Genomic DNA, 25,695 nt, shown 5'->3' with positions numbered 1-25,695 from the left:
GCAGAGCTCCATTTTTTCAGGCCGCATCGGGCCAGCGGCCCAGCACTTCGTGCACGCCCTCGCCCACGTGGCTGTCGATCAGCACCAGCGAACCTGCCGACCACCGGACCGGCGCTTCGAGCGCATGCCTTTCCAGCTTGCGCCGTGCGTAGGCCAGCGTCATGTGCGGCGTGAAGGAGCGCGCGGGCTTCAGGCCCGCATCGGCGAGCGCCTCGCCCAGGCGCTGCCTGAAGGCCTTGAGCGCGGAGGTACCCTCCTCGTCGTCGGAGCACAGCGCGAGCGCGCCTTTGGCGAAGCTCATCGCCTTCTCGAAGACGATGTCGAACGCGGGAGGCGGCACCAAGGCGGCTGCCTTCGTGACCAACGCGACCTTGTCGGCCGGCACCTCTGCGTGCTCGCCCAGATCGAAGAGCGTGACGTGCAAGCGATGCGCCGCGACCAATGTTCCTTTCAGTGCGTGCTGCGAGTTCATGCGCTCGCCCAGCGCGGCGATCGAAGCGGCATCCTGCGGGCCCGGAAGAATTGCGAAGAAGAGAGAGTGCTCCGGCGCCGGAGCCTTGCTGCTGCGCGCTTTGCTCCGAGGGCGCGGCAAGGGTTTGGGCGGAGGCTCGATACCGGGAAGAAGAAGCTGATCTGACATGCCTCGATCATCGCCCATGGCATGCGCCCTTCATCTGCTCTTCAGCAAGCGACAAGCACTCCTTCAGGCTGCGTTTCGAGAATCGTCTCACGCTGGTGGCACTGCGGCAGTCAATGCACGGAAGCCACCTGTCGATCGATCTCAATCAACCATCCAACCAGGAACTTCATCTTGACGAAAACGCAAGCCTGCACCGTCCTCGCAACAGCTCTTCTGCTAGGTACCGTCTCCATGACTGCGAGCGCCGCCGGCCAGAACCAGGACTCCGGCATCTATGCGGGCGGCGCCATCGGCCGTTCGAGCTACAGCCTCTCGTCCTCCAACCGCGTGCCCGTGCCATGGGGCGGCGAGAAGAGCAGCAAGAGCGGAACGGCCTACAAGCTGTACGGCGGGTATCGCTTCACCGAAACCTTCGGCGTCGAAGCCGGCTATGCACGCCTTGGCCGCGTGAGCCAGTGGAGTTCGAACGGCGCCTATTCACGACTGCAGTCCGGCACCGGCCAGGTCTTCTACGCGGCCGCCACCGCCCGGCTGCCGCTGGGCGAATCCTTCGCGCTCAACGGGCGCCTGGGCATCGCGCGCGGGCGCGTCTCCGGCGACAACAACTGGGTGCTGCCCAGCCAGCGCATCTCGGGCAGCTCGACCGGCATGATGGCCGGCTTCGGCGCCGAGTACCGCATGACGCAGAACCTGTCGGTCACCGCGGACTACGACTACTTCGGCAAGCTGTCGAAGCAGGCGAAGGGCGGGATGTTTACGGTGGGTTTGAAGGCGAGCTTCTGAGAGTCCGCTTCTTCCGAGGCCTGATCGACGCGGCCCTGCATCAGCGCAGCCGCGTTGCGTCGTTCGTCACTCCCACTCGATCGTCGCCGGCGGCTTGCTCGACACGTCGTAGGTCACGCGATTGATGCCGCGCACCTCGTTGATGATTCGGCCCGACACCTTCTTCAGCAGCGCGTACGGCAGCTCGGCCCAGTCGGCGGTCATGAAGTCGCTGGTCTGCACGGCGCGCAGTGCGACCACGTAGTCGTAGGTGCGGCCGTCGCCCATCACGCCCACGCTCTTGACGGGCAGGAACACGGTGAAGGCCTGGCTGGTGAGGTCGTACCAGGTCTTGCCGGTGGCTTCGTCGGTGAAGTTGCGCAGCTCCTCGATGAAGATCGCGTCGGCGCGGCGCAGCAGGTCGGCGTATTCCTTCTTCACTTCGCCGAGGATGCGCACGCCCAGGCCGGGACCGGGGAACGGGTGGCGATACACCATCTCGGGCGGCAGGCCGAGGGCCACGCCCAGTTCACGCACTTCGTCCTTGAACAGGTCGCGCAGCGGCTCCAGCAGCTTGAGACCGAGCTGTTCGGGCAGGCCGCCCACGTTGTGGTGGCTCTTGATGGTGACGGCCTTCTTGCTCTTGGCGCCGCCCGACTCGATGACGTCGGGGTAGATGGTGCCCTGCGCCAGGAAGGTCGCGCCCTTGTGTCCACCACCGCCCGCCTTGAGCTTCGCGGCTTCCTGCTTGAACACGGTGACGAACTCGCCGCCGATGATCTTGCGCTTGGCTTCCGGGTCGCTCACGCCCGCGAGCTTGCCGAGGAAGAGATCGCTGGCATCGACGCGGATCACCTTCGCGTGCAGCTTGCCCTCGAACATCTCCATGACCATGTCGCCCTCGTTCAGCCGCAGCAGGCCGTGGTCGACGAACACGCAGGTCAGCTGGTCGCCGATGGCGCGGTGGATGAGCGCGGCGGCCACGCTCGAATCGACGCCGCCCGAGAGGCCCAGGATGACTTCTTCATCGCCCACCTGCTCGCGGATCTTCTCGACGGCTTCGGCGATGTGGTCGCGCATGACCCAGTCGGGCTTCGCGCCGCAGATGCCGAGCACGAAGCGCTCGAGGATCGCCTTGCCCTGCATGGTGTGCGTGACTTCCGGGTGGAACTGCACCGCGTAGTAACGGCGCGCCTCGTCGGCCATGCCGGCGATGGGGCAGCTCTCGGTGCTGGCCATGAGCTTGAAGCCCGGCGGCAGCTCGGTGACCTTGTCACCGTGGCTCATCCATACGTTGAGCATGCCGTGGCCCTCGGACGTGGTGAAGTCGGCGATGTCCTTCAGCAGCGCGGTGTGGCCATGGGCGCGCACGGCCGCGAAGCCGAACTCGCGCTTGTGGCCGCCCTCGACCTTGCCGCCGAGCTGGTGAGCCATGGTCTGCATGCCGTAGCAGATGCCGAGCACGGGCACGCCGAGATCGAACACGGCCTGCGGGGCCTTGTCGGTGGTTTCCTCGTACACGCTGGCGTGGCTGCCGGAGAGGATCACGCCCTTGAGGTGGCCGTCGGCGGCGTATTCGCGCACCCACTCGTCGGTGACGTCGCAGGGATGCACTTCGCTCAGCACATGGGCTTCGCGCACGCGGCGTGCGATGAGCTGCGTGACCTGCGAGCCGAAGTCGAGGATGAGGATCTTGTCGTGTTGCATGGCGAAAGGACTCAGAGCGTTGAAATGTCGAGCAGCTTCACTCCCGCCTGGGGTGCAGCCTGGATGAGTTGCTCGTCGAAGGTGGCGAGCGGGAGATTGAGCGATTTGGCGAGCCAGAGATAGCCCGCGTCGTAGAGAGACACGCCGGCGTCGATGGCCACGGCGAGCACGGCCTTGTGCTGGGCCGGCGCGAGCTCGTGCAGTTCGACCCGGTGGCGGATGGCGTCGAGCACGCTCCACAGCCCTTCGACGGCGGACGACGGAATGCGGCCGCTGCGCACGCCGTTGGCGAGGATGTTGGCGCACTCCCATTGCCAGGCGTTGGGCGCCTGCGGCTCGACCTCGTCGCGGCGGATGGCGGCGTAGAGCCTGCGGGTATGTTCGCTGGCCATGTCGGGAAGCAGCCAGGCGGCGGTGACCGAGGCGTCCATGACGAAGGCCGTCATTGCTGGCGCCCTTCGTCGAGCAGGGCACGCGGCTGCGGCCCGGGCTGGATGGTGGCGTGGAGCGCGTCGATCTGGCCCAGCTCGCGCTCGATCTGCTCGTCGGTGATGACCGGCTTGCGGCGCACCGGTAGCATGCGCACGACTTCCTTGCCGTGGCGGGTGATGCGAACCTCCTCGCCCTTTTCGACGGAGTCGATCAGGGCGGAGAAGTTGTTCTTGGCTTCGGCGATGCCGATGGATTGCATTTGGGCCAGAAAATTTGAATCTGGCCCGAATTTTAAACCTAGTCTGGCCTGACTTTCAAGGTCTGGCCAGATTGTGGTCAATCAGCGCGGTAGTTCGGCGCTTCCTTCGTGATCTGCACGTCGTGAACGTGGCTCTCACGAATGCCGGCCGTGGTGATCTCGACGAACTCGGCCCTGTTCTGCATGTCCTCGATGGTCGCGCAGCCACAGTAGCCCATGCTGGCGCGCACGCCGCCGGCCATCTGGTAGACGATCGAGACGATCGAGCCCTTGTAGGGCACGCGGCCTTCGATGCCTTCGGGCACCAGCTTGTCGGTGTTGGGGTTGCCGGTGGTCGATTCCTGGAAGTACCGGTCGGCACTGCCCTGCTGCATCGCGCCGATGGAGCCCATGCCGCGGTAGCTCTTGTAGCTGCGGCCCTGGTACAGCACGATTTCGCCCGGAGCCTCTTCGGTGCCGGCGAACATGCTGCCCATCATGACGGTGCTGGCGCCGGCCGCGATGGCCTTGGCGATGTCGCCCGAGTACCGCACGCCGCCGTCGGAGATCAGCGGAATGCCCGTGCCCTGCAGCGCGGTGGCGACGCTGTCGACCGCCATGATCTGCGGCACGCCCACGCCGGCCACGATGCGGGTGGTGCAGATGGAGCCGGGGCCGATGCCGACCTTGACCGCGTCGGCGCCGGCATCGGCCAGCGCGCGGGCGGCGTCGCCGGTGGCGATGTTGCCGCCGATCACGTCGACCTGCGGATAGTTCTTCTTGACCCAGCGCACGCGCTCGATCACGCCGGCGCTGTGGCCGTGGGCGGTGTCGACCACGATGGCATCGACGCCGGCCTTCACCAGTGCCTCGACGCGTTCCTCGGTGCCGTCCCCCACGCCCACCGCGGCGCCCACGCGCAGGCGGCCGTTGGCGTCGCGTGCGGCGTTGGGGAAGCTGGTCTGCTTGGTGATGTCCTTGACGGTGATGAGGCCCTTGAGCTCCCAGTCGCCGTTGATGACGAGCAGGCGCTCGAGCTTGTGCTTGTTCAGCAGCGCCTTGGCCTCGGCCAGCGTGGTGCCGTCGGGCACGGTGATGAGCTTCTCGCGGCGCGTCATGATTTCGCTGACGGGCACGTCGTAACGGCTCTCGAAGCGAAGGTCGCGGCCAGTGACGATGCCGACCACCTTGCCGGCGTCGACCACCGGGAAGCCCGAGATGCCAAGCTGGTCGGACAGGGCCATCACCTGGCGCACCGAGTGCGTCGGCGTGATCACGACCGGATCGCGCAGCACGCCCGACTCGTAGCGCTTCACCCGGGCCACTTCTGCGGCCTGCTGCTGCGCGGTGAGGTTCTTGTGCACGATCCCGATGCCGCCTTCCTGCGCGATGGCGATCGCGAGGCGGGCTTCGGTCACGGTGTCCATGGCCGCGGAAACGAGCGGCAGGTTCAACGTGATGTTGCGGGAGAACTTGGTGGCGAGGGAGGTGTCCTTGGGCAGGACCTGGGAGAAGGCTGGCACCAACAACACGTCGTCGAAGGTCAGCGCTTTGCCGAGAAGGCGCATGGGTGAGGCTCCAAAAGAAGGATTGTAACGAGGCCGCCAATGGGTTTGCCGGCGTGGGCGATTGACGAACGTTGCAAAACCACCCTACCCGGATGTTGCAAAAAGTAAGGCACGGCTAAACTTCAGGGATGAAATTCGTGCACTGGCTGGTACTGGGATGTGTCGTTGCGCTGCCGATGTCGGCAAGCGCCCAATGGCAATGGCTCGACAAGAACGGCAAGAAGGTCTTCAGCGACCAGGCCCCGCCGCCCGACGTGCCGGAGAAGAACATCCTGCGCCGCGTGGGCCCGCCGCCCGCGGCGCGCTCCACCGCCAACCCGAACGTCGACGCGCCACCGGCCGCGGAAGGCACCGCCGAAGCCCCCGCTGCCGCGCCGAAGGCCGCCGCAGCGCCGAAGCCCGCCGGCGTGGACAAGGAACTCGAGGAAAAGACCAAGAAAGCCGAAGCCGAGCAGAAGGCCAAGCAGGCTGCCGAAGAAGCCAAGGTGGCCAAGGCCAAGGCCGACAACTGCGCCCTCGCCCGCCAGAGCAAGGCCACGGTCGACAGCGGCATCCGCCTCGCGCGGGTCAACGCCAAGGGCGAGCGCGAGATCATGGATGACAACGCTCGCGCCGCCGAGCAGAAGCGCATCCAGGACGTGATCAACAGCGACTGCAAGTAAGCCGCGGTCAAACGATCAATAACCGGCCTTGCCGCCCTTGCGGCGATTCGCGAACAGGCCGGTGCCCCGCGCACCCTGGCGCTGGAAGCGCTCCCGGCGCGCCACTTTCGGATCGACCGTGAGCGGCCGGCACAGCTCGACGCGATCGCCGTCCTTGAGCGTCTGGTCCCAGTCCACGGCCTTGCCCCAGATACCGGGCGTCATGGCGTGGCGCCAATCGAGATCCGGAAAGCGCTGCGAGAGGTCGCTGGCCTTCGCGGCATCGGCCAGTGTCGCCTCGGAAGGAAGATGCAGCACCTGCTCGAACACCTCGCGGGGCGCGGGCGAGCAGCTCAGTGTGACCTCGATGGTCATCGTCGCGCTCAGGACGAGCCGTAGACCTGCTCGGCGCGCTTGACGAAGGCCTCGACCAGGCTGGACGCGATGGTGTCGAACACGGGGCCCACGAGCGCCTGCAGGGCGAAGTTGCTGAAGCCGTAGCTCAGATGCAGCTCGACGCGGCAGGCGCGCTCGCCCTGCTCGCCCACGGGCGTGAACTTCCATTTGCCGTCGAGGTTGGAGAACGGGCCGTCGACCAGCTTCAGCTGCACCTCACGCCCCGGAACATGAGTGTTGCGGGTGGTGAAGCTCTGGTGCAGGCCGGCGAATGCGAGACCGACTTCGGCCGTCATGCCGGCCTCGTCTTCCTCGATGACGCGCGACTTGTCGCACCACGGAAGAAACTGCGGATACTTGGCCACATCGGTGACGAGCGCATACATCTCTTCGGCGCTGTACCAGATGAGGACGGACTTGTTGACTGTTTTCATAGAATCGGCACAGCGTGCGCGACGGATTGTATTGAAGCCATGCAGCCCCCATATTTCCGAGTCATGGCCACCAAAAAACAAGATACCTCCTCCTCCCGCATCGCAGACAACAAGAAGGCTGCGTACAACTATTTCTTCGAAGAGCGCTTCGAGGCCGGCATGGTCCTGGAAGGCTGGGAAGTCAAATCGCTGCGTGAAGGCAAGGTGCAGCTGACCGACGGCTACGTCGTGATCCGCAACGGCGAGCTCTTCGTGCTGGGCTGCCAGATCAACCCGCTCAAGAGCGCCTCCACCCACGTCAACCCGGACTCGGTGCGCACCAAAAAGCTGCTGCTCAAGAAGGACGAGATTCGCCGCCTGATCGGCAAGGTCGAACAAAAGGGCTACACGCTGGTACCGCTCAATTTGCACTGGAAGGCCGGCAAGGTGAAGTGCGAGATCGCGCTGGCCAAGGGCAAGGCCGAGCACGACAAGCGCGACACCATCAAGGACCGCGAAGGCAAGCGCGAGGTCGAGCGCGCAATGAAGAGCCGCAACCGCTGAACTTTTTTTGCGGGGTGGTGGAATAAAGGTCCGGCCGCGGGCGTTTGTGCGGATGTCACCGGAACGCCGGTGTCGCCAACACAAGGAGTTCTCCATGTCGCCTTTCCGTGCATCTTCGGCCGTTCTGCTCAGCGCCGTTCTCGCGGTCCCCGCCTTCGCCCAGCCCAAGCCCGCCGACGGCGCGCTCGTCGGGCCGAACGGCATGACGCTCTACACCTTCGACAAGGACACGGCCGGCAACGGCAAGTCGGTCTGCAACGGCGCCTGCGCCACCAACTGGCCGCCCTTCATGGCCGCCGATGGTGACAAGCCCGGTGGCGACTTCACCATCGTCACGCGCGACGATGGCAAGAAGCAATGGGCCGCCAAGGGCTGGCCCCTGTACTACTGGGCCAAGGACACGAAGCCTGGCGACAAGACCGGTGACGGCGTCAACGGCACCTGGAAGACCGCCAGGCCCTGACCAGCCAGCCACCCCATGGACGCCCGCCTGCTCGTAGAGCACATCCCGAGCCTGCGCCGCTACGCGCGGGCGCTCACGGGCAATGCCTGGGCGGCCGACGACCTGGTGCAGGACACGCTGGAGCGCGCCTGCGGCAAGTGGCGACTGTGGGTGGTGGGCAGCGACCTGCGCGCCTGGCTCTTCACCGTCATGCACAACATCTTCGCGAGCCAGGTGCGGCGCACGCCGCCGCCCCACGCTGTGGTGCCGCTCGACGACGTGGCGCACGAGGTGCAGGGCCTCGCCGATCCCGGCCGCGACCAGGGCACGGGCCTGGACCTGCAGCGCTGCCTGATGCAACTGCCCGAGGAGCAGCGTGCCGTGCTGCTGCTGGTGACGCTCGAAGACCTGTCGTACGCCGAGGTCGCCAAGGTGCTCGGCGTTCCCGTCGGCACGGTGATGTCGCGCCTCTCGCGCGCCCGCGTCCGGCTGCAGGAGCTGATGGATGGCGCATCGGCCCCGGCACGCCCGGGCCTGCGCCGCCTCAAGTGAACGAACCCACCGCAGCAAGACCATGAACCGCCCCGCCCCGCCCCCTACCGAAGACGAACTGCATGCCTGGGTCGACGGCCAGTTGGCCCCCGATCGCCGCGAGGCGGTCGAGGCTGCGATGGTGCGCGATCCCGCCGTGGCCGCCAAGGTCGCCGCGTGGCATTCGCAGCGCGATGCGCTGCGCCGGCTGCACGGCGAGTTGCTCGATACGCCCATTCCCACGCCGCTGATGGGCGCGCTCGATCGCAACCCAGGCGGCTCCTGGATGCGCTGGGGTGGCCTGGCTGCCGGCCTGCTGGTGGCCTTCGCCGCCGGCTGGATCGGGAATGCGCAATGGGCCCGATGGTCCGCGCCGCACGCAGGCGCGCAGTTGGCCCGAGCGCCGGCCCTGCGCGAATTCGTGCACGACGCCTCGGTGGCCCATGCCGTCTATGCGCCCGAAAAACGGCACCCCGTCGAAGTGGCCGCGTCCGAGCAGCAGCACCTGGTCCAGTGGCTCTCCAGGCGCCTCGACCGGCCGCTGAAGGTGCCCGATCTCTCCAGCCAGGGCTACACGCTGGTCGGCGGCCGCCTGCTGCCCGGCGAGACCGGCGCGCGCGCGCAGTTCATGTTCGAGGATGCCGCCGGCGAGCGCGTGACGCTCTACGTCGGCACCCTCGACGCGCGTGCCGCCGGCGGCCCCGCCGGCAACGAAACCGCCTTCCGCTTTGCCTCCGAGGGCCCCGTGCCGAGCTTCTACTGGGTGGACCAGGGCTTCGGCTACGCCATCGCCGGCAAGCTGCCGCGCGACCTTTTGCTCAAACTTGCGACGCTGGCCTACCGCGATCTGTCTTGATGACCGCATAAACTGCCGGCTCGCGCATCCCCCTCGTCCGGTGCTTCGCCACCGGTCCTGGTTTTCGCGATTTTTCAACCGAAGGAGAAACTGCATGAAATTGCTCAGCGCCTCGATCCTCGCGGCGGCCCTGCTTGCCGGCTGCGGCAGCATGTCCAACAAGACCGCAAGCGCACCCGACACGCCCACCCGCACCGCCGACGGCGTGCTGGTCGGGCCGAACGGAATGACGCTGTACACCTTCACCAAGGACACCGCCGGTGCCGGTACCTCCGCCTGCAACGGCCAATGCGCCGCCAACTGGCCTCCGCTGGGCGTGGCCGACACCGCAAAGCCCATCGGTGGCTACACCATCATCATTCGCGAAGACGGCAAGCGCCAGTGGGCCTACAAGGGCTGGCCGCTGTACTACTGGGCCAAGGACGCCAAGCCAGGCGACAAGACCGGCGACGGCTTCGCGAACGGCGCCTGGAAGATCGCCCGTCCCTGATCGACATCAGGCTCGACTTGCAAACGCCGGCTCCCGCCGGCGTTTTTCTTGCCGGTTCCCCCGGTACGGGGCCGGCGCCGCACACGGCAGAATCCCCGCATGACTCCCGACGCCAACCTGGACGCGTTCCGCGCCCTGCTGAACCAGGGCCTGATCAGCGATGCGCAGCACGACGCCGTACTCGCCCACCCCGAGACCGCCGCACTCCCTCCGCTGCCGAGCCCGGCCCATGCACTGGCATGGATGCGCGTGCGCGCCCTCGTCACCGAGGCAGAACAGCACGCCGCGGTCGACCGTATCGACGAGGACGCCCCGCACTGGGACGACGCCACCGACACAGCCATCGACGCCGACGACCTCTTCGAACTCGCGGAACAGGGAATCACGCACGAAGCCGTCGAATCGCTCTGCAAGGACTCCCTGATCGACGCCGAGACGCGCGACATGGCGCTGATCGAAACGCCCGTCGTGGGCACCGTGCCCGCCTCCCCCATCGCCACGCTGGCCTGGCTGGCCACGGAAGGTCCGCTCGAAAGAGAGCGCTTCGACGCCCTGCGTGCCCAGGTCGCGGCCGAGCCGGCCTTTGCCACGGCCGTCGAGCGCGTGCGCATCGTGGCCGGCGCGCAGGCACTCATCGAGGCGGACGAGCAGGCCGTGAAGGCATGGCAGGCGCGCCAGAAACGCACCAGCCGCATCGGCGCGCTGAAGTTCGCCGTGGCGGTGGCGGTGATCGGCGGCGGGATCGGCTGGTATGCCTTCGCTCCGGCCAGCGTGCCCGCCTGCGATGCCGCGTCCACCCGGAAGACGCTCGACAGCCTCATGCGCCGCGTGAGCATGGACGTGCGCATGCGCCGCCTCGATCCCGACGCGGGAGCCGTGATCGAAACGCCCACCGTCGGCGGCATGCGCGAGGTCGGCTACCGCAAGCCGGAGCGCATCCGCGGCTGCACCGCGGTCATGACCCAGGGCGACAGCAGGGAGCCGATGGCCTACACCATCGGCCCCACCGAACCGAAGGGCGACGACATGGTGGTGCGAGGCGCGGATGTGGCCATCGTCGAGGCCCGCTTCGGGAATCTCGACGCCGACGGCCGGCCGCTCTACAACGCCGAGCCCATCGGCCGCGAGGCGATGGAGAAGGCTTTCCGCGAAGGCGCGGCGCCGCTCGGCTCCGCGCGGACGGCCTCGGCCGCGCGCATGCGCCCGCGCACCGACTCCGGCCTCGTGCGCAAGGACCCCAACCGTTCGCGGGCAATTGCCGAGATCGAGCCCACCGGCCCCTGCCGAAAGCTGGAGGACGGCACGGGTCATGCCTGCCCGCTGGTCGTCGAATACAACGACAGCCTGATGAGCGCTCTTTCCGGCAGCGACAGCTCGCTGCCGGTCAAGGGTGAATTCACCTTCGTGGAAGACGACAACGGCGGCTGGCGCGTGGGCGACGATTTCGCCCAGACCTTCATGCGCAAGGTGCTCGAGGCGCGCATGGGCAGCATCGGCGTGCCGAATCCAAGCCTGCGGCAGTAGCGAAAAAAGTCAGTGCGCGCCCGGCACCGCGGTGTCGGCAACGGCGGTGCGCCGTCCGCGCAGCGCCAGGAGCTCGTTGAACACAAGGGCGCCGATCACCAGCGCGCCCCCGGCCAGCACGCTTGGCGCAGGTTGTTCGCCTGCACCGATCCAGGCCAGCGCGATGCCGAAGATCACTTCCAGCAAGGCCAGCAGCGCGACCTCGGGCGCCTTCAGCACCTGGGCGCACAGCACCGAGAGCACGCACGGAATGGCGAGCTGGAACACGCCCAGGAAAGCCAGCAGCCCGAGATCATGCGCGCCGGCCCGGAACGGCCACGCCAACGGGAGCGTGAAGAGCGCCGTGATCACCGCGCCGATGAGCACCGCCGGCACCAGGTCGATCTTGTGCCCCTTGGCCTGAGCGTGCTGAACCACGGTCCAGTTCGCCGCGCCCGCCAGCGGTACGCACAGCGCGAGCAGCGTGCCGGCCAGCGATCCACCACCGCCCGCCATCAGCTGCGTGCCATACATCCAGCCGATGCCCGCCCCCGCGACCACGATGGCCAGCCAGGTGCGCGCCGGCAGCCGGTGCCCGATGAAGAAGCGCGCCGCCAGCGCGGTGAACAGCGGCCCGAGCGACATGGTGACCAGCACGCTGGCCGTCGAAGCCAGCGTGAGCGCGACCATGAAGGCCGTGAACATCACGGCCCAGCACACGCCGGAGATCCAGATCTCGCGCCCGCCGCGGCGCAATTGGGAGAACACGGCGCGTCCGCGCCAAAGCGGCAGGATCACCAGCAGCGCCAGCGTCGTGAAGAGGCTGCGCCAGAAGGTGATCTCGAAGCTGTGCGCCTGCGTCAGATGCCGCGTGACGACGCCCGCCGTGCCCCACATCAGGGTCACGACGACCATCAGCCAGACGGCGCCGCCGTGCGTCAGGCGCATGGAGAGAGAAGAAAAAGAACAGTGCCTTGCGAGCGGCCGTTCGATCTCAGCCCTGCATCAGGTCGCGGCTGGCGCGCTTGCGCTCGTGCTCCTTCAGGAAGCGCTTGCGCAGGCGCACGCTCTTGGGCGTGATCTCGACCAGCTCGTCGTCCTCGATGAACTCCACGCCGTATTCGAGCGTGAGTTCGATCGGGGGCGTGATCTTGACCGCGTCTTCCTTGCCCGAGACGCGGAAGTTCGTCAGCTGCTTGGTGCGCGTGGCGTTCACCACCAGGTCGTTGTCGCGGCTGTGGATGCCGACGATCATGCCTTCGTACACCGGGTCGTTCGCCTTCACGAACATGCGGCCGCGGTCGTCCAGCTTGCCCAGCGCGTAGGTGAAGATTTCACCGTCGTCCATCGAGATCAGCACGCCGTTCTTGCGGCCGCCGATGTCGCCCTTGTGCGGCTCGTAGCTGTCGAAGATGTTGCTGATGAGGCCCGAGCCGCGCGTGAGGTTCAGGAATTCGTTCGTGAAGCCGATCAGGCCGCGCGCCGGAATGCGGTATTCGAGGCGCACGCGGCCGCGGCCGTCCGGTTCCATGTTGACCAGTTCGCCCTTGCGCTCGCCCAGTGCCTGCATCACGCCGCCCTGGTGGCCTTCCTCGATGTCGGCCGTCACCAGCTCGATCGGCTCATGGCGCTCGCCGTCGATTTCGCGGAACACCACGCGCGGCTTGGACACGGCCATTTCGTAGCCTTCGCGGCGCATGTTCTCCAGCAGGATGGTCAGGTGCAGTTCGCCGCGGCCCATCACTTCGAACACGCCCTCTTCGCTGGTCTCGTTCACGCGCAGAGCGACGTTGTGCTGCAGCTCCTTCTGCAGGCGGTCCCAGATCTGGCGGCTGGTGACGTACTTGCCTTCTCGGCCAGCCAGCGGGCTGGTGTTGACGCAGAAGTTCATCGTCAGCGTCGGCTCGTCGACCTTCAGCATCGGCAGAGGAGCCGGGTTGGCCGGGTCGGTGACGGTCACGCCGATGCCGATGTCGGCAATGCCGTTGATCAGCACGATCTCGCCCGGGCCGGCTTCGGTGGCCTGCACGCGGTCCAGGCCCTGGAAGGTCAGCACCTGGTTCACGCGGCCCTTGATGGTCTTGCCATCGGGGCCTTCCATGACCAGCACGTCCATCATGGGCTTGAGCGTGCCCTGGCTGATGCGGCCCACGCCGATGCGGCCGACGAAGGTGGAGAAGTCGAGCGCGGAAATCTGCAGCTGCAGCGGCGCGGCCGGGTCGCCCTTCTGCGAGGGCACGTGCTTCAGGATGGTGTCGAACAGGGCCGACATGTCGGGGCCCCACTGCTCGCCCTGCGCGCCTTCTTCCAGCGACGACCAGCCGTTGATGCCCGAGGCGTACACCACCGGGAAGTCGAGTTGCTCGTCGGTCGCGCCGAGCTTGTCGAACAGATCGAAGGCGGCGTTGACCACCTTGTCGGGGTTGGCGCCCGGCTTGTCGACCTTGTTCACCACCACGATGGGCTTCAGGCCCAGCGCCAGCGCCTTCTTGGTCACGAAGCGGGTCTGCGGCATCGGGCCTTCCTGGGCGTCGATGAGCAGCAGCACGCCGTCGACCATCGAGAGAGCGCGCTCCACCTCGCCGCCGAAGTCCGCGTGGCCGGGGGTGTCGACGATGTTGATGTGGGTGCCCTTCCAGCTCACGGCGCAGTTCTTGGCCAGGATGGTGATGCCGCGTTCCTTTTCGATCGCGTTGTTGTCCATCACGGTGTCGACCACTTTTTCGTGCTCGGCGAAGGTGCCCGACTGGCGCAGCAACTGGTCGACCATCGTGGTCTTGCCATGGTCAACGTGGGCAATGATGGCGATATTGCGGATTTGCTTGGTACTCATGGTGTCGCTTCGGTCTGTTGTGCGTTCAAAAGAATTTGCTGGATTTCGATGGGGTTCAGCAAGCGCCCCGGAATCAGTTCGCCGGCCTTGACGTGGGCCGTGCCGAGAAAAGCCGGCGGCTGGGCGCCGAAGACGGCTACCTCGTCCGCATCGGTCCAGGCCCCGCAGCGGCGCAGGCCCGAAAGAAAGCGTGCCGCATCTTCCGTGCCCAGCGTGACGCGGCTGTGGCCGCCCACGAGCGATTCGGCCGGCAGGAGCTGCGCGAGACGCTCCTCCTCGTCCATGGCCTCCAGCGCCTCGATGGTGACGCACTGGGCCTCGGCGAAGCCGCCGGTCGCGACGCGCCGCAGCGAGCTCAGGTGCGCGCCGCAGCCGAGCGCCTCACCGATGTCCTCGCCGAGGGTGCGGATGTAGGTGCCCTTGCTGACGGAGGCGAGGATGCGGATGGTGTCGCCGTCGATCGCCCGGAGTTCGAGCTTGTGGATGACGACGTCGCGCGGCGCCCGCTCGACCTCCACCCCTTCGCGGGCGTACTCGTACAGCGCCTTGCCGTCTTTCTTGAGCGCGCTGTGCATCGGCGGCACCTGACGGATCGGACCGGTGAACTGCGCCTCGACGCGAGCCAGGTCCTCAGGGGTGACATGGACGGGACGCCGGGAAACAACCTCGCCCTCGGCATCGCCGGTGGACGTCTTCACGCCAAGGCGTGCCGTGGCCACGTAGGTCTTGTCGGCATCCAGGTGCAGCTGGCTGAATTTGGTGGCGGCGCCGAAGCACAGCGGCAGCACGCCGGTGGCCAGCGGGTCGAGCGTGCCCGTGTGGCCCGCCTTCTCGGCGCGCAGCAGCCACTTGGCTTTCTGCAAGGCCTGGTTGCTGGAGAAACCCAGCGGCTTGTCGAGCAGCAACACCCCATGCACAGGGCGCCGCTGCACCCTTGTGCGTGGCGCGTTCATGGCTAGTCGTCTTTCGAGCGCGAAGCGACGGCTTGTGCGATGAGCGCGTTCATGTCGGCCGCACGCTCGGTGGTGCGGTCGAACACGAAGTGCAGCGTCGGCACGGTGTGGATATGCAGGCGCTTGAACAAGCCGTTGCGCAGGAAGCCCGCGGCCTGGTTCAGTGCTTCGGTCGTCTCGGCCACGTCGCCCGTGAGCAGGCTGAAGAAGACCTTCGCGTGCGCATAGTCGGGCGTGACCTCGACGGCCTGGAGCGTGACCATGCCCACGCGCGGGTCCTTCAACTCGCGCGCGATCAACTCCGTCAGATCACGCTGGATCTGATCGGCGACCTTGAAGGCACGGTTGGGGGCGGCGGCTTTTTTCTTCGGCATGGACAGGGGTGCTCCATACGCTTCTTACAGCGTACGCGCGATCTCCTTGATTTCGAAGAACTCGAGCTGATCGCCCTCTTTGATGTCGTTGAAGTTCTTGAGCTTGATACCGCACTCGAAGCCTTCGCGGACTTCGCGCACGTCGTCCTTCATGCGCTTGAGCGAGTCGATCTCGCCGGTGTAGATCACCACGTTGTCGCGCAGCAGGCGGAAATGCGCACTGCGGTTGACAGAACCCGAGGTGATGTACGAACCCGCGACCGTACCGATCTTCGAGGCAACGAACACCGTGCGGATTTCGGCCGAGCCGATGATTTCCTCGCGGCGCTCCGGCGCCAGCATGCCCGACATCGCGACCTTGATCTCGTCCACGGCGTCGTAAATGATGCTGTAGTAGTTCAGCTGCACGCCGTTGCTCTCGGCCAGCTTGCGCGCACCGGCGTCGGCGCGCACGTTGAAGCCGATCACGACCGCCTTCGAGGCGATGGCGAGGTTGATGTCGCTTTCGCTGATGCCGCCCACGCCGGCGTAGACCACCTGCACCTTGACCTCGTCCGTCGCCAGCTTGAGCAGCGACTGCGACAGCGCTTCCTGCGAGCCCTGCACGTCGGCCTTGATGATGATGCGCAGCGTCTGCACTTCGCCCGCCGACAGGTCGGTGAACATGTTCTGCAGGTTCGCGGCCTGGGCCTTCGCCAGCTTGGTGTTGCGGAACTTGCCGGCACGGTAGGTGGCGATTTCGCGCGCACGGCGCTCGTCGCCCATCACCATGAACTCGTCACCGGCCTGCGGCACTTCGGTCAGGCCCTGGATCTCGACCGGGATCGACGGGCCCGCGGACTTGGTCGGCTTGCCATCCTCGTCCAGCATGGCGCGCACGCGGCCGTAGGTCGAGCCGGCCAGCACCACGTCGCCGGTCTTCAGCGTGCCGGACTGCACCAGCACGGTGGCGACCGGGCCGCGGCCCTTGTCGAGCTGGGCTTCGATGACCAGGCCCTTGGCGGCGGCATCCACCGGCGCCTTGAGTTCCAGCACTTCGGCCTGCAGCAGGACCTGCTCGAGCAGGTCGTCGATGCCCTGGCCGGTCTTGGCCGACACGCCGACGAACGGAACGTCGCCGCCGTACTCCTCGGGCACGACTTCCTCGGCCACCAGTTCCTGCTTCACGCGGTCCAGGTTGGCATCGGGCTTGTCGATCTTGTTGATCGCGACCACGATCGGCACACCAGCAGCCTTCGCGTGCTTGATGGCTTCCTTGGTCTGGGGCATGACGCCGTCGTCGGCCGCCACCACCAGGATCACGATGTCGGTGGCCTGCGCGCCGCGGGCACGCATGGCCGTGAAGGCCTCGTGACCCGGGGTGTCCAGGAACGACACCATGCCACGCTCGGTTTCCACGTGGTAGGCGCCGATGTGCTGCGTGATGCCGCCGGCTTCGCCCGCGGCGACCTTGGCGCGGCGGATGTAGTCCAGCAGCGAGGTCTTGCCGTGGTCGACGTGACCCATGACGGTCACGACCGGAGCGCGCGGCAGCGGCTCGGCGATCTGCGCCGACACGTCCTCGTCGGTGAAGGCTTCGGGGTCGTCCAGCGCGGCGACCACCGCGTTGTGGCCCATTTCCTCCACCAGGATCATGGCGGTGTCCTGGTCGAGCGACTGGTTGATGGTCGCCATCTGGCCCAGCTTCATCAGCTGCTTGATGACTTCCTGCGCCTTGACGGCCATCTTGTGCGCCAGTTCGGCCACGGTGATGGTTTCGGGCACGTGCACTTCGAGCACGCGTGCCTCGACCGGTGCGGCCGGCACGTGCTGCTCTTCATGGCCTCCGCGGTCGTTGCCACGGCGGCCGCGCGGGCCACCGCGCCAGTTGCTGCGGCCCACGCCGCCGCTGGCGTCGCCGCGGGTCTTGATTTCCTTCTTCTTGGCCGGATCGCCAGCCCAGCTCGACGAGAGCTTCGCGGACTTGACTTCCTTGCCGCTGCCGGGCGCGGCGGGAGCCGCTGCAGCGCCGGGAGCCGCGGGCGCACCCGCGCGCGCTGCCGGAGCGGTCGGCTTGTGCAGCGTGCCCTTGACGCCACCGGCCTTCTCGGCCTGCTGCTTCTCGGGCGCCTTGTGCGGCACCAGCACGCGGGCCGGCGCGTTCATCATGGCGCGGATGGCCTCGGCCTCGGCCAGGGCCTTGCGGCGGCGCTCGTCCAGATCGCGGGCGCGCGCGGCTTCTTCCTCGGCGCGGGCCTTGGATTCGGCGGCGGCCTTGGCCTTCGCGTCTTCCTTGGCCTGGGCGGCCTTCTGCTCGGCTGCTGCCTTTTCGGCAGCAGCAGCATCGGCGGCAGCATTGACCGCGGCAGCCGCAGGCGCAGGGGCAGCGACCGGTTTGGCGGCGGCAGCAGCAGCCGCGGCCGCAGCGGCAGCCTTCTTCTCGGCTGCTTCGGCGGCGGCGCGCGCAGCTTCCTGCTCGGCTTTTTCAGCCTTCTCGGCCTGCTCGCGTTCGCGTGCCTCGGCCTCCTCGCGCTGGCGGCGCTTCTCGGCCAGTTCTTCTTCCTGGCGGCGGATCAGTTCGGCCTGGCGGCGTGCCTCTTCCTCGCGGCGGGCCAGTTCGGCCTCGTCGATGCGAGGGGCCGCGGGAGCCGCAGCGGGCGCCTCGACGGCGGCAGGCGTCGTCTCGGAGGCGGCGGCCAGGTGGCCGTCGTCGCGCTGGATGAAGGTGCGCTTCTTGCGCACCTCGACCTGGATGGTGCGGGCGCGGCCGGTGGAGTCGGCCTGCTTGATCTCGCTGGTCGACTTCTTGGTCAGCGTGATCTTCTTGCGCTCGGGCTCGACAGTGCCGTGGCTGGCCTTCAGGTGGCCGAGCAGGCGCTGCTTGTCGGCCTCGGTGAGGGCGTCGGCGGCGGAAGCCTTGGGCACGCCTGCGCTCTTGAGCTGGTCAAGCAAGGTTTCGGGAGTCTTCTTGAGCTCGTTCGCGAACTCGGCGACAGTGGTACTGGACATATTGGTTTCGTGCCTCCATGACCGTCACTCTTGGCCGGCGAACCAGTGTTCGCGGGCCTTCAAGATGAGGGCTTTGGCGTCATCGGCGCTCTGGCCGGTGATCTCGGTGAGTTCATCGACCGCGAGGTCGGCAAGGTCGTCACGGGTGTTCACGCCCGCTTCGTGCAGCTTGGGAATCAGCTCGGGGTTCAGGCCTTCGAGGTCGCGCAGGTCCTGCGACACCGCGGACTGCGACTCGACGCCCTCTTCCTTGGCGATTTCCATGGTCAGCAGCGCATCCTTGGCACGCGCGCGCAGCTCGTTGATGGTGTCTTCGTCGAAGGCCTCGATCTCCAGCATCTCGGAGATCGGCACATAGGCCACTTCCTCGAGGCTGTTGAAGCCTTCCGAGATGAGGATGTCGGCGATCTCCTCGTCGACGTCGAGCTTCTCCATGAAGAGCTTGCGGCTGGCGTCGGTTTCGCTCGCCTGCTTCTGGGCCGACTCGTTGGCGTCCATGATGTTGATCTTCCAGCCGGTGAGGTCGGAAGCCAGGCGCACGTTCTGGCCGCCGCGGCCGATGGCGATGGCGAGGTTCTCCTCGTCGACCACCACGTCCATGGCGTGCTTCTCTTCGTCGACCACGATCGACGACACGTTGGCCGGAGCCAGCGCACCGATCACGAACTGGGCGGGGTCTTCGCTCCACAGGACGATGTCCACGCGCTCGCCGGCGAGCTCGTTGGTCACGGCGTTGACGCGGGTGCCGCGCACGCCGACGCAGGTGCCGATCGGGTCAACGCGCTTGTCGTGCGAGAGCACGGCGATCTTGGCGCGCGAGCCCGGGTCGCGGGCGCAGCTCTTGATTTCGAGCAGGCCCTGCTCGATCTCGGGCACTTCCTGGCGGAACAGCTCGATCATGAACTCGGGCGCCGAGCGCGACAGGATGATCGGCGCGCCGCGCAGCGTCAGGTCGACCTCCATGATCATGGCGCGCACGCGGTCGCCGTTGCGCAGGTTCTCCTTGGCGATCATTTCGCTGCGGCGCAGACGGCCTTCGACGCGGCCGGCCTCGACGATGATGTCGCCCTTGTCCAGGCGCTTGACGGTGCCGACGAAGATCTTGTCGCCGCGCGACATGAAGTCGTTGAGCAGCATTTCGCGCTCGGCGTCACGGATCTTCTGCAGGATGACCTGCTTGGCGGCCATGGCGCCGATGCGGCCGATGGGCACCGAGTCGACGGCCTCCTCGATGTACTCGCCGACCTCGATGTCGGGCATTTCTTCCTTGGCTTCGAACAGCAGGATTTCCTGGTCGGGCAGCTGCAGGCCGGCCTCGTCGGGCACGACGTGCCAGCGGCGGAAGGTTTCGTAGTCGCCGCTGTCGCGATCGACCGAGACGCGGATGTCCACATCGCCCTGATGGAGCTTCTTGGTGGCCTGCGCCAGCGCGGACTCGACCGCGCCGAAGACGACGTCACGCTCGACGTTCTTCTCGCGCGAGATCGCATCCACCAACATCAACATTTCGCGATTCATGCCACCACTCCTCTGGTCAGTCCGGAACCTGCGTTCCGTCGTCAATATCCGAAAAACCCGGCTGGGTTCTGGCCTTGCGGCCCTTGAAATCCACAATTGGCGCGAGCCGCGCCTCGCGCAGTTCGTCCAGCGCGAAGCCGAGCGCCTGCAGCGTTGCGGGCGCGCGCTTCTTGCTCACTTTTTGACCCGGCTTGGGCTCGGGCGCATCGCTCCAGACGATCTGCCAGCCCGGGGCGCCGGCGCCCTCTACCTGTGCGGCCCGCTCCAGCGTGCCGCGAAACTTCTTGCGGTTGGCCGCCACCTGGCCGGCCGCGGCGGCACCCATCGGCGCCTTGAGCGTGATGTCGATCACCTCGCCCACGAAACGCTCGAAATCCTGCTCATTGCGCAGCGGCCGGTCAATACCCGGCGAGGACACCTCGAGCCGCTTGTAATCGACGCCGTCGACCTCGAGCGCGAATTGCAGCTGGCGGGTGACCTTCTCGCAGTCCTCGACGGTGACGAAAGGTTCCGGCAGGCCAGCGGCCGCAGCTTCGGAGTTGGGGCCTTTCCAGGGCAAATCAATCGTCACGCGCAGCAATCCCCCGGCCGAACGCTCGATCTCGACCAGGTCGTAGCCGAGGCCGGCCACGGTTTGTTCCACTACTTGCTGCAATGCCACGTGTTCGAAAGTGCCTTTTTAAATGCCCGGCCCTGCCATCCGCCCGCCACGGATGCCAGATAGCCATGAATGAAAGCCCGGAATGGATGGACCAAAAAAAACGGGCGGTTGGTACCCGCCCGTTTGGTCGTGAGCCTTGAATTATATGCTATTTGCGCAATTAATGAAGGGCTTCCAAGCGCCCTGACACGCTATTGCGGGGTCCCCACGGCCGCGCGACGCGATTTGAACCAGACGAAGGCGAACAGCACCGCCCCGAGCGCCAACGCAGCCGCCGCAACCAGCAAGGGCAATTGGAACGACCCGGTCCGCTGCGCCAGCGGCGCGGCGAACAGCGGCCCGATGATCTGCCCCACCCCGTACGAGGCAGTCGCATAGCCGATCAGCCCCGCCGCCGCGTTGCCGCGCAGCCGGCGTGCATCCCGCATCGCAAAAAGAGTGATGGCGGTGAACGGCATGCCCAGCAGCAGGCTGCCCAGCGCGAACCCGGGAATGCTGGGCCACGCCACCGAAAGCACCACGCCCAGCGCTTGCAGCGCATAGGCGACGGCCAGCAGCAGCCGGTTGTCCCAGTGCGTCGGCGCACGGGCACCGATCAGCGCCCCCGGAATGATGGCCGCTCCGAACAGCGGCCAGAAGAAATCCGGCCAGGACGACCCCGGCAGCGCCTGCCGGGCGATCACCGGCAGGAAAGTGGCCGTGATGATGTAGCCGAAGCCCGCCAGTCCGTAGAGCACGACCAGCCAGATCGCGTCGCTGCGGTCGTCCGGCCCGGCAATACGGGCCGCCGCAGCCGGCGCCGGAGCCGCCGCACCGCCGGCCGACGCAATTTCGCCGTCGTCGAACACCCGCCAGATCAGGGCGATCAGCACCACCGCGAGGATGCCCAGCCCGATCCAGCCCGCGTCCGAGCCCCACCGCCCCAGCGCACCGCCCAGCAGCCCGGTCATGGCGATGCCTATCCCCGGCCCCGTATAGATCACTCCGGCCAGCGTCGGCGCATTCGTCTCCGCCAGCCGGCGCAGCCCCCAGCCCGAGGCGAAGACGAAGACCCAGGCGCTCATCACGCCCGCCGCCGTGCGCAACACGCCCCAGCTCGCGAAGCTGTGCAGCAGCCCCATGCCCACCAGCAGCGCGGCCGTGGCCAGCAGGCCGCCGCGCACCATGCTCGATGCCTTGATGCCGATAGCCGCGCAGCTCACGGCGCCGAGGAAGTAGCCCAGGTAGTTGAGCGACGCCAGCACCCCGCCGGCAGCCAGTTCGAGCTTTCCTTCGTGCAGCATGATGGGCAGCATGGGCGTGAAGGCGAAGCGCCCCAGGCCCATCGCCACCGCGAGGGTGACCATGCAGGCAAGCGCCGCGCGCCATGCACCGCGCCGGTCGCGTCCGATTTCCGACATTCTTCTTGCAGTCTCCGTCTTATTCCAGCAGCGCGGCGGCCACCAGCTTCTTCGTATACGGGTGCTCGGGCGCGTCCAGCACCTGTTCGACCCGCCCGGTTTCGAGGATGGCGCCGTCCTTCATCACGATGACGTTGTGCGCCATCGCACGGATCACCTCCACGTCGTGCGTGATCAGCAGGTAGCTCAACCCCCGCTCACGCTGCAGCCGCTGCAGCAGGCCCAGCACCTGCTTCTGGATCGTGACGTCGAGCGCGCTCGTGGGCTCGTCGAGCACCAGCAGTTGCGGATCGACGATCAGCGCCCGGGCGATCGCCAGCCGCTGCCGCTGCCCGCCCGAGAACTCGTGCGGATAGCGATCAAGCAGCGCCGGAAACTGCGCCTCCGTCAGGCCGACGTCGGCCAGCGCGGCCAGCGAACGCGCGCGGCGCGCCTCGACACCTAGCGCCGGCGCATGCACCCGCAGCCCTTCGCCCACGATCTGCTCCACCGTCATGCGCGGAGAAAGCGAGGAGAACGGATCCTGGAACACCACCTGCATCACCCGGCGCAGCGCCAGGTCGGAGGCCCGGTCCACCGCCCAGCCCTTGCCGGCGACCGTGAGCGCACCCTTGTGCTTCAGCAATCCCAGCGCTGCCAGCGCCAGTGTCGATTTGCCCGAGCCCGACTCGCCGACCACGCCCAGCGTCTCGCCGGGCGCGATGCGGAAATCGGCGCCCTGCACCGCCACGAATTCGCCCTTGCCGAACCAGCCGGCAAAACCCGGTTTCGGCACCGGATAGCTCACGCGCAGCGCCTTCGCCTCGATCAGCGGCGACGTGCCGGCGTTCACGGCCACGGCTGCCACGTCACGCTCGGGATGGCTGTCGATCAGCTTGCGCGTGTAGGGATGCTGCGGCGCTTCGAACACCGAGGCCACCGGGCCATGCTCGACGATGCGGCCGCCTTCCATGACCACCACGCGATCGGCGAAGCGGCGAACCAGGTTCAGGTCGTGCGTGATGAGCAGCACCGCCATGCCGTGCTTGCGCTGGAGGTCGGCGAGCAGGTCGAGGATCTGCGCGCGCACGGTCACGTCGAGTGCGGTGGTCGGCTCGTCGGCCAGCAGCAGGCGCGGCTTACAGGCGAGCGCCATGGCGATCATCGCGCGCTGGCGCTGGCCTCCCGAGAGCTGGTGCGGAAACGCCCTGGCCCGCCGCGCCGGCTCGGGAATGCCCGTATCGGCCAGCAACTGGACCGCCGCCGCCTGCGCCTCCCGTTTCGAGAGGCCCTCGTGCAGCTCGAGCACCTCGGCGATCTGGTCGCCCACGGTGTAGAGCGCGTTCAGCGCGGTCATCGGCTCCTGGAAGATCATGGCGATCTCCTTGCCGCGGATGCCGCGCAGTTGACGCTCGGGGATCGACAACAGGTCGCGCGGCGCCTGCTGTTTCTGCTCCTTCTGCCCGTTGCCGAAGAGCCGAGCGCTGCCCGAAAGCTCGGCGTTCTGCACCAGCCGCAGCAGCGACAGTGCGGTGACGGTCTTGCCCGAGCCCGATTCGCCGACGAGCGCAAGCTTCTCGCCCGCGGCCATCCGGAAGTCGATGCCGTGCACGACCTCCTTGCCGCCGAAGGCGATGCGAAGGCCATCCACTTCGAGAAGAGGCTGCCGATTGCCGGCGGTTTGTTGTGCGTCGCTGCTCATCACTTGTCGGCCTTCCGGGGATCGAGAGCGTCGCGCAGGGCGTCGCCCATGAAGGTCAGCAGCATGAGTGTGACGACCAGCACAACGAAGGTCGACAGCGAAATCCACCAGGCATCGATGTTGCCCTTGCCCTGGCTCAGCAACTCGCCCAGCGACGGCGTACCGGGCGGCACGCCGAGCCCGAGGAAGTCGAGCGAAGTCAGCGCAAGGATCGCCGCGCTCATGCGAAACGGAAGGAAGGTAACGACCGGCACCATGCTGTTGGGAAGGATGTGGCGCCACATGATCTGCAGGTTGCCCACGCCGAGCGCCCTCGCCGCGCGCACGTAGTCCATCTGCCGGTTGCGCAGGAACTCGGCACGAACGTAGTCGGACAGCCCCATCCAGCCGAACAGGCTCAGCAAAATCAGCAGCAGCGCCACGCTGGGCGTGAAGATGGCGCTGAAGATGATCAGCAGGTACAGCTCCGGCATCGCGCTCCATATCTCGATCAGTCGCTGGAAGGTCAAATCGGTCTTGCCGCCGAAGAAGCCCTGTACCGCGCCGGTCGCAACGCCCAGCACCACGCCGATCACCGTGAGCGCCAGCGCGAACAGCACGCTCACGCGGAAACCGTAGATCAGCTGCGCCAGCAGGTCACGCCCCCGCTCGTCCGTGCCGAGCAGGTTTTCGCCCGAGGGCGCCGCGGGGTTCGGCGGTTTCGAGAAGTAGTTAAGCGTGCTGGGACCGTAGCGGTTGGGCGCGTAGATCGCCCAGTTGCCGCCCTGCGTAATGCGCTGCTCGATGAATGGATCGAGGTAGTCGGTCGGCGTCTCGAAATCGCCGCCGAAGGTTTTCTCGGAATAGTCGCGCAGTACAGGGAAATAGGTCTGCCCCTCGTAGCGCACGATGAGCGGCTTGTCGGTGGACAGCACGTCGGCGAAAAGGCTCAGCACCACAAGCGCCGAGAAGATCACCAGGCTCCAGAACCCGAGCGGATTGCGGCGAAAGCGGCGCCAGGCGCGGCGCCCCGGGCTCACCGACACCACGGCGGGTGCTTCGTTCTTCTTGTCAGTCAAACTTTACCCTCGGATCGACCCAGACGTAGCAGAGATCGGAGATGAGCTTGGTCACCAGTCCGATCAGCGTGAACAGATAGAGCGTGCCCAGGAACACCGGGTAGTCGCGCCGCAGAACGCTCTCGTAGCTCAGAAGGCCCATGCCGTCGAGCGAGAACAGCGTCTCGATCAGGAGCGCACCCGCAAAGAAGGCGCCGATGAACGCCGCCGGGAAGCCAGTGATGATCGGAATCAGCGCATTGCGCAGCACGTGCTTCCACAGGACCTGGCGCTCGGCCAGCCCCTTTGCGCGCGCCGTCAGCACGTACTGCTTGCGGATTTCCTCCAGGAAGGAATTCTTGGTGAGCATCGCGGTGATCGCGAAGCTGCCGAGCACCATCGCCGTGACCGGCAGGGTGATATGCCACAGGTAATCGACGATTCGCGCGCCCCAACTCAGCGACTCCCAGTTCGGCGAGGTCAGTCCGCGCAACGGGAACCACTGGAGCTGGCCGCCGAAGATCACCAGCAGCGCCACGCCCAGCACGAAGCCCGGAATGGCATAGCCGACCAGCACCAGAAGCGTGGTCAGGAAGTCGAAGCGCGAACCGGCGCGCACCGCCTTTGCCACGCCGAGCGGCACCGCTATGAGGTAGCTGATGAAGAAGGTCCAGAGCCCGAGGCTGATGGAGACTGGCAGCTTCTCCTTGATGAGCTGCCATACGTCCTTGCTCTGGAAGAAGCTCTTGCCCAGGTCGAAGCTGGCGAACTGCTTGAGCATCTGCCAGAAACGCTCCGGCGCTGGTTTGTCGAAGCCGTAGAGCGCCTTGATTTCCGCCACCTGCCTGGCATCGAGGGCGCGCCCGGCGGGACCGCCGGAGATGCGGTTCTCCTTGTTCGTCAGCTGCGACAGCAGTTGCTCGGCGGGACCGCCCGGAACGAATTGGACAATGATGAAATTGATCAGCAGCACCCCGAACAGCGTGGGAATGATCAGCAGAAGGCGTCTGAGGAGGTAGGCGGCCATGCGGTCTGGTCTGCTCGTGTCTCGGTTTGCTTATGGGTTG

The 25,695-nt window shown here is 66.8% G+C and carries 26 protein-coding genes; 8 read left to right on the top strand and 18 right to left on the bottom strand.

The genetic code is table 11. The features are described from left to right. Positions 1-16 precede the first annotated feature (16 nt). The gene (locus tag ABL844_RS15655; RefSeq protein WP_418131827.1) at positions 17-472 is read right to left on the bottom strand and encodes a 2'-5' RNA ligase family protein; all 456 of its coding nucleotides are present in this window, start codon (positions 470-472) and stop codon (positions 17-19) included. A gap of 399 nt (positions 473-871) precedes the next feature. Between ABL844_RS15655 and ABL844_RS15650 the strand changes: the two genes are divergently transcribed. Further along, on the top strand, positions 872-1,423 hold the full coding sequence (locus tag ABL844_RS15650; protein WP_418131826.1) for a porin family protein: 552 nt from the start codon (positions 872-874) through the stop codon (positions 1,421-1,423). A gap of 66 nt (positions 1,424-1,489) precedes the next feature. Here the strand turns inward: ABL844_RS15650 and guaA are convergent, their stop codons facing one another. The 4 genes from guaA to guaB form a co-directional block, all read right to left on the bottom strand. Continuing rightward, positions 1,490-3,109: a glutamine-hydrolyzing GMP synthase gene (gene guaA / locus ABL844_RS15645; protein ID WP_418120341.1), complete on the bottom strand. Its 1,620-nt coding sequence runs from the start codon at positions 3,107-3,109 to the stop codon at positions 1,490-1,492. Positions 3,110-3,120: 11 nt separating this feature from the next. Beyond that, a complete protein-coding gene (locus ABL844_RS15640) occupies positions 3,121-3,555 on the bottom strand; it encodes a type II toxin-antitoxin system VapC family toxin (RefSeq protein ID WP_184638092.1) in 435 nt (144 codons plus the stop codon). Continuing rightward, positions 3,552-3,800: a type II toxin-antitoxin system Phd/YefM family antitoxin gene (locus ABL844_RS15635; RefSeq protein ID WP_093195299.1), complete on the bottom strand. Its 249-nt coding sequence runs from the start codon at positions 3,798-3,800 to the stop codon at positions 3,552-3,554. The genes ABL844_RS15640 and ABL844_RS15635 overlap by 4 nt, the downstream gene beginning before the upstream one ends. A 77-nt stretch (positions 3,801-3,877) precedes the next feature. Next, a complete protein-coding gene (gene guaB, locus ABL844_RS15630) occupies positions 3,878-5,347 on the bottom strand; it encodes an IMP dehydrogenase (protein WP_369658211.1) in 1,470 nt (489 codons plus the stop codon). A gap of 128 nt (positions 5,348-5,475) precedes the next feature. Between guaB and ABL844_RS15625 the strand changes: the two genes are divergently transcribed. Then, positions 5,476-6,009 (top strand): DUF4124 domain-containing protein, encoded by a 534-nt coding sequence (locus tag ABL844_RS15625; RefSeq protein ID WP_418131825.1) that lies wholly within the window; start codon positions 5,476-5,478, stop codon positions 6,007-6,009. 15 nt (positions 6,010-6,024) lie between these two features. Here the strand turns inward: ABL844_RS15625 and ABL844_RS15620 are convergent, their stop codons facing one another. Together ABL844_RS15620 and ABL844_RS15615 are read right to left on the bottom strand one after the other, a co-directional pair. After that, on the bottom strand, positions 6,025-6,363 hold the full coding sequence (locus ABL844_RS15620; protein ID WP_126019551.1) for an RnfH family protein: 339 nt from the start codon (positions 6,361-6,363) through the stop codon (positions 6,025-6,027). Positions 6,364-6,371: 8 nt separating this feature from the next. Then, positions 6,372-6,818: a type II toxin-antitoxin system RatA family toxin gene (locus ABL844_RS15615; protein WP_126019549.1), complete on the bottom strand. Its 447-nt coding sequence runs from the start codon at positions 6,816-6,818 to the stop codon at positions 6,372-6,374. Positions 6,819-6,881: 63 nt separating this feature from the next. Between ABL844_RS15615 and smpB the strand changes: the two genes are divergently transcribed. The 6 genes from smpB (at position 6,882) to ABL844_RS15585 (ending at position 11,204) form a co-directional block, all read left to right on the top strand. Continuing rightward, positions 6,882-7,361 (top strand): SsrA-binding protein SmpB, encoded by a 480-nt coding sequence (smpB, locus tag ABL844_RS15610; RefSeq protein ID WP_126019548.1) that lies wholly within the window; start codon positions 6,882-6,884, stop codon positions 7,359-7,361. A 94-nt stretch (positions 7,362-7,455) separates the two neighbouring features. Beyond that, positions 7,456-7,824, top strand: a complete 369-nt coding sequence (locus ABL844_RS15605; protein WP_184638094.1) for a hypothetical protein — start codon at positions 7,456-7,458, stop codon at positions 7,822-7,824. A 15-nt stretch (positions 7,825-7,839) separates the two neighbouring features. After that, entirely contained in the window at positions 7,840-8,355 is a 516-nt protein-coding gene (locus ABL844_RS15600; RefSeq protein ID WP_369658212.1) for an RNA polymerase sigma factor, read from the top strand. A 22-nt stretch (positions 8,356-8,377) separates the two neighbouring features. Further along, positions 8,378-9,190, top strand: a complete 813-nt coding sequence (locus ABL844_RS15595; RefSeq protein WP_418131824.1) for an anti-sigma factor family protein — start codon at positions 8,378-8,380, stop codon at positions 9,188-9,190. Positions 9,191-9,284: 94 nt separating this feature from the next. Continuing rightward, positions 9,285-9,680, top strand: coding sequence for an ATP-binding protein (locus ABL844_RS15590; protein ID WP_126019540.1), 396 nt, complete (start codon positions 9,285-9,287; stop codon positions 9,678-9,680). 99 nt (positions 9,681-9,779) lie between these two features. After that, entirely contained in the window at positions 9,780-11,204 is a 1,425-nt protein-coding gene (locus ABL844_RS15585; protein ID WP_418131823.1) for a hypothetical protein, read from the top strand. A gap of 9 nt (positions 11,205-11,213) precedes the next feature. Here the strand turns inward: ABL844_RS15585 and ABL844_RS15580 are convergent, their stop codons facing one another. The 11 genes from ABL844_RS15580 to ABL844_RS15530 form a co-directional block, all read right to left on the bottom strand. Next, the gene (locus ABL844_RS15580) at positions 11,214-12,131 is read right to left on the bottom strand and encodes a DMT family transporter (RefSeq protein WP_126019536.1); all 918 of its coding nucleotides are present in this window, start codon (positions 12,129-12,131) and stop codon (positions 11,214-11,216) included. A gap of 46 nt (positions 12,132-12,177) precedes the next feature. Next, complete coding sequence (typA, locus tag ABL844_RS15575; protein ID WP_126019534.1) at positions 12,178-14,016, bottom strand: translational GTPase TypA; 1,839 nt, start codon at positions 14,014-14,016, stop codon at positions 12,178-12,180. Beyond that, a complete protein-coding gene (gene truB, locus ABL844_RS15570) occupies positions 14,013-14,969 on the bottom strand; it encodes a tRNA pseudouridine(55) synthase TruB (protein ID WP_418131822.1) in 957 nt (318 codons plus the stop codon). The genes typA and truB overlap by 4 nt, the downstream gene beginning before the upstream one ends. 2 nt (positions 14,970-14,971) lie before the next feature. Next, complete coding sequence (rbfA, locus tag ABL844_RS15565) at positions 14,972-15,343, bottom strand: 30S ribosome-binding factor RbfA (RefSeq protein ID WP_019652808.1); 372 nt, start codon at positions 15,341-15,343, stop codon at positions 14,972-14,974. A 24-nt stretch (positions 15,344-15,367) separates the two neighbouring features. Next, positions 15,368-18,331: a translation initiation factor IF-2 gene (gene infB, locus ABL844_RS15560; RefSeq protein WP_418131821.1), complete on the bottom strand. Its 2,964-nt coding sequence runs from the start codon at positions 18,329-18,331 to the stop codon at positions 15,368-15,370. A 24-nt stretch (positions 18,332-18,355) separates the two neighbouring features. Continuing rightward, positions 18,356-19,849, bottom strand: a complete 1,494-nt coding sequence (gene nusA / locus ABL844_RS15555) for a transcription termination factor NusA (RefSeq protein WP_184638110.1) — start codon at positions 19,847-19,849, stop codon at positions 18,356-18,358. A 16-nt stretch (positions 19,850-19,865) separates the two neighbouring features. After that, positions 19,866-20,510 (bottom strand): ribosome maturation factor RimP, encoded by a 645-nt coding sequence (gene rimP, locus ABL844_RS15550; RefSeq protein ID WP_184638112.1) that lies wholly within the window; start codon positions 20,508-20,510, stop codon positions 19,866-19,868. A gap of 191 nt (positions 20,511-20,701) precedes the next feature. Further along, complete coding sequence (locus ABL844_RS15545) at positions 20,702-21,910, bottom strand: YbfB/YjiJ family MFS transporter (RefSeq protein WP_418131820.1); 1,209 nt, start codon at positions 21,908-21,910, stop codon at positions 20,702-20,704. Positions 21,911-21,929: 19 nt separating this feature from the next. Beyond that, on the bottom strand, positions 21,930-23,591 hold the full coding sequence (locus ABL844_RS15540) for an ABC transporter ATP-binding protein (protein WP_418131819.1): 1,662 nt from the start codon (positions 23,589-23,591) through the stop codon (positions 21,930-21,932). Then, positions 23,591-24,649 (bottom strand): ABC transporter permease, encoded by a 1,059-nt coding sequence (locus ABL844_RS15535; protein WP_240650478.1) that lies wholly within the window; start codon positions 24,647-24,649, stop codon positions 23,591-23,593. Before ABL844_RS15535 ends, ABL844_RS15540 begins: the two co-directional genes overlap by 1 nt. Continuing rightward, positions 24,642-25,655, bottom strand: coding sequence for a microcin C ABC transporter permease YejB (locus ABL844_RS15530; protein ID WP_126019520.1), 1,014 nt, complete (start codon positions 25,653-25,655; stop codon positions 24,642-24,644). The genes ABL844_RS15535 and ABL844_RS15530 overlap by 8 nt, the downstream gene beginning before the upstream one ends. Positions 25,656-25,695 lie beyond the last annotated feature (40 nt).

The organism is Variovorax sp. 278MFTsu5.1 (assembly GCF_048305045.1).
Lineage (GTDB): Bacteria > Pseudomonadota > Gammaproteobacteria > Burkholderiales > Burkholderiaceae_C > Variovorax > Variovorax guangxiensis.
The sequence above is the reverse complement of the archived record's forward strand: the minus strand, read 5'-3'. Positions and strand labels throughout refer to the sequence as shown.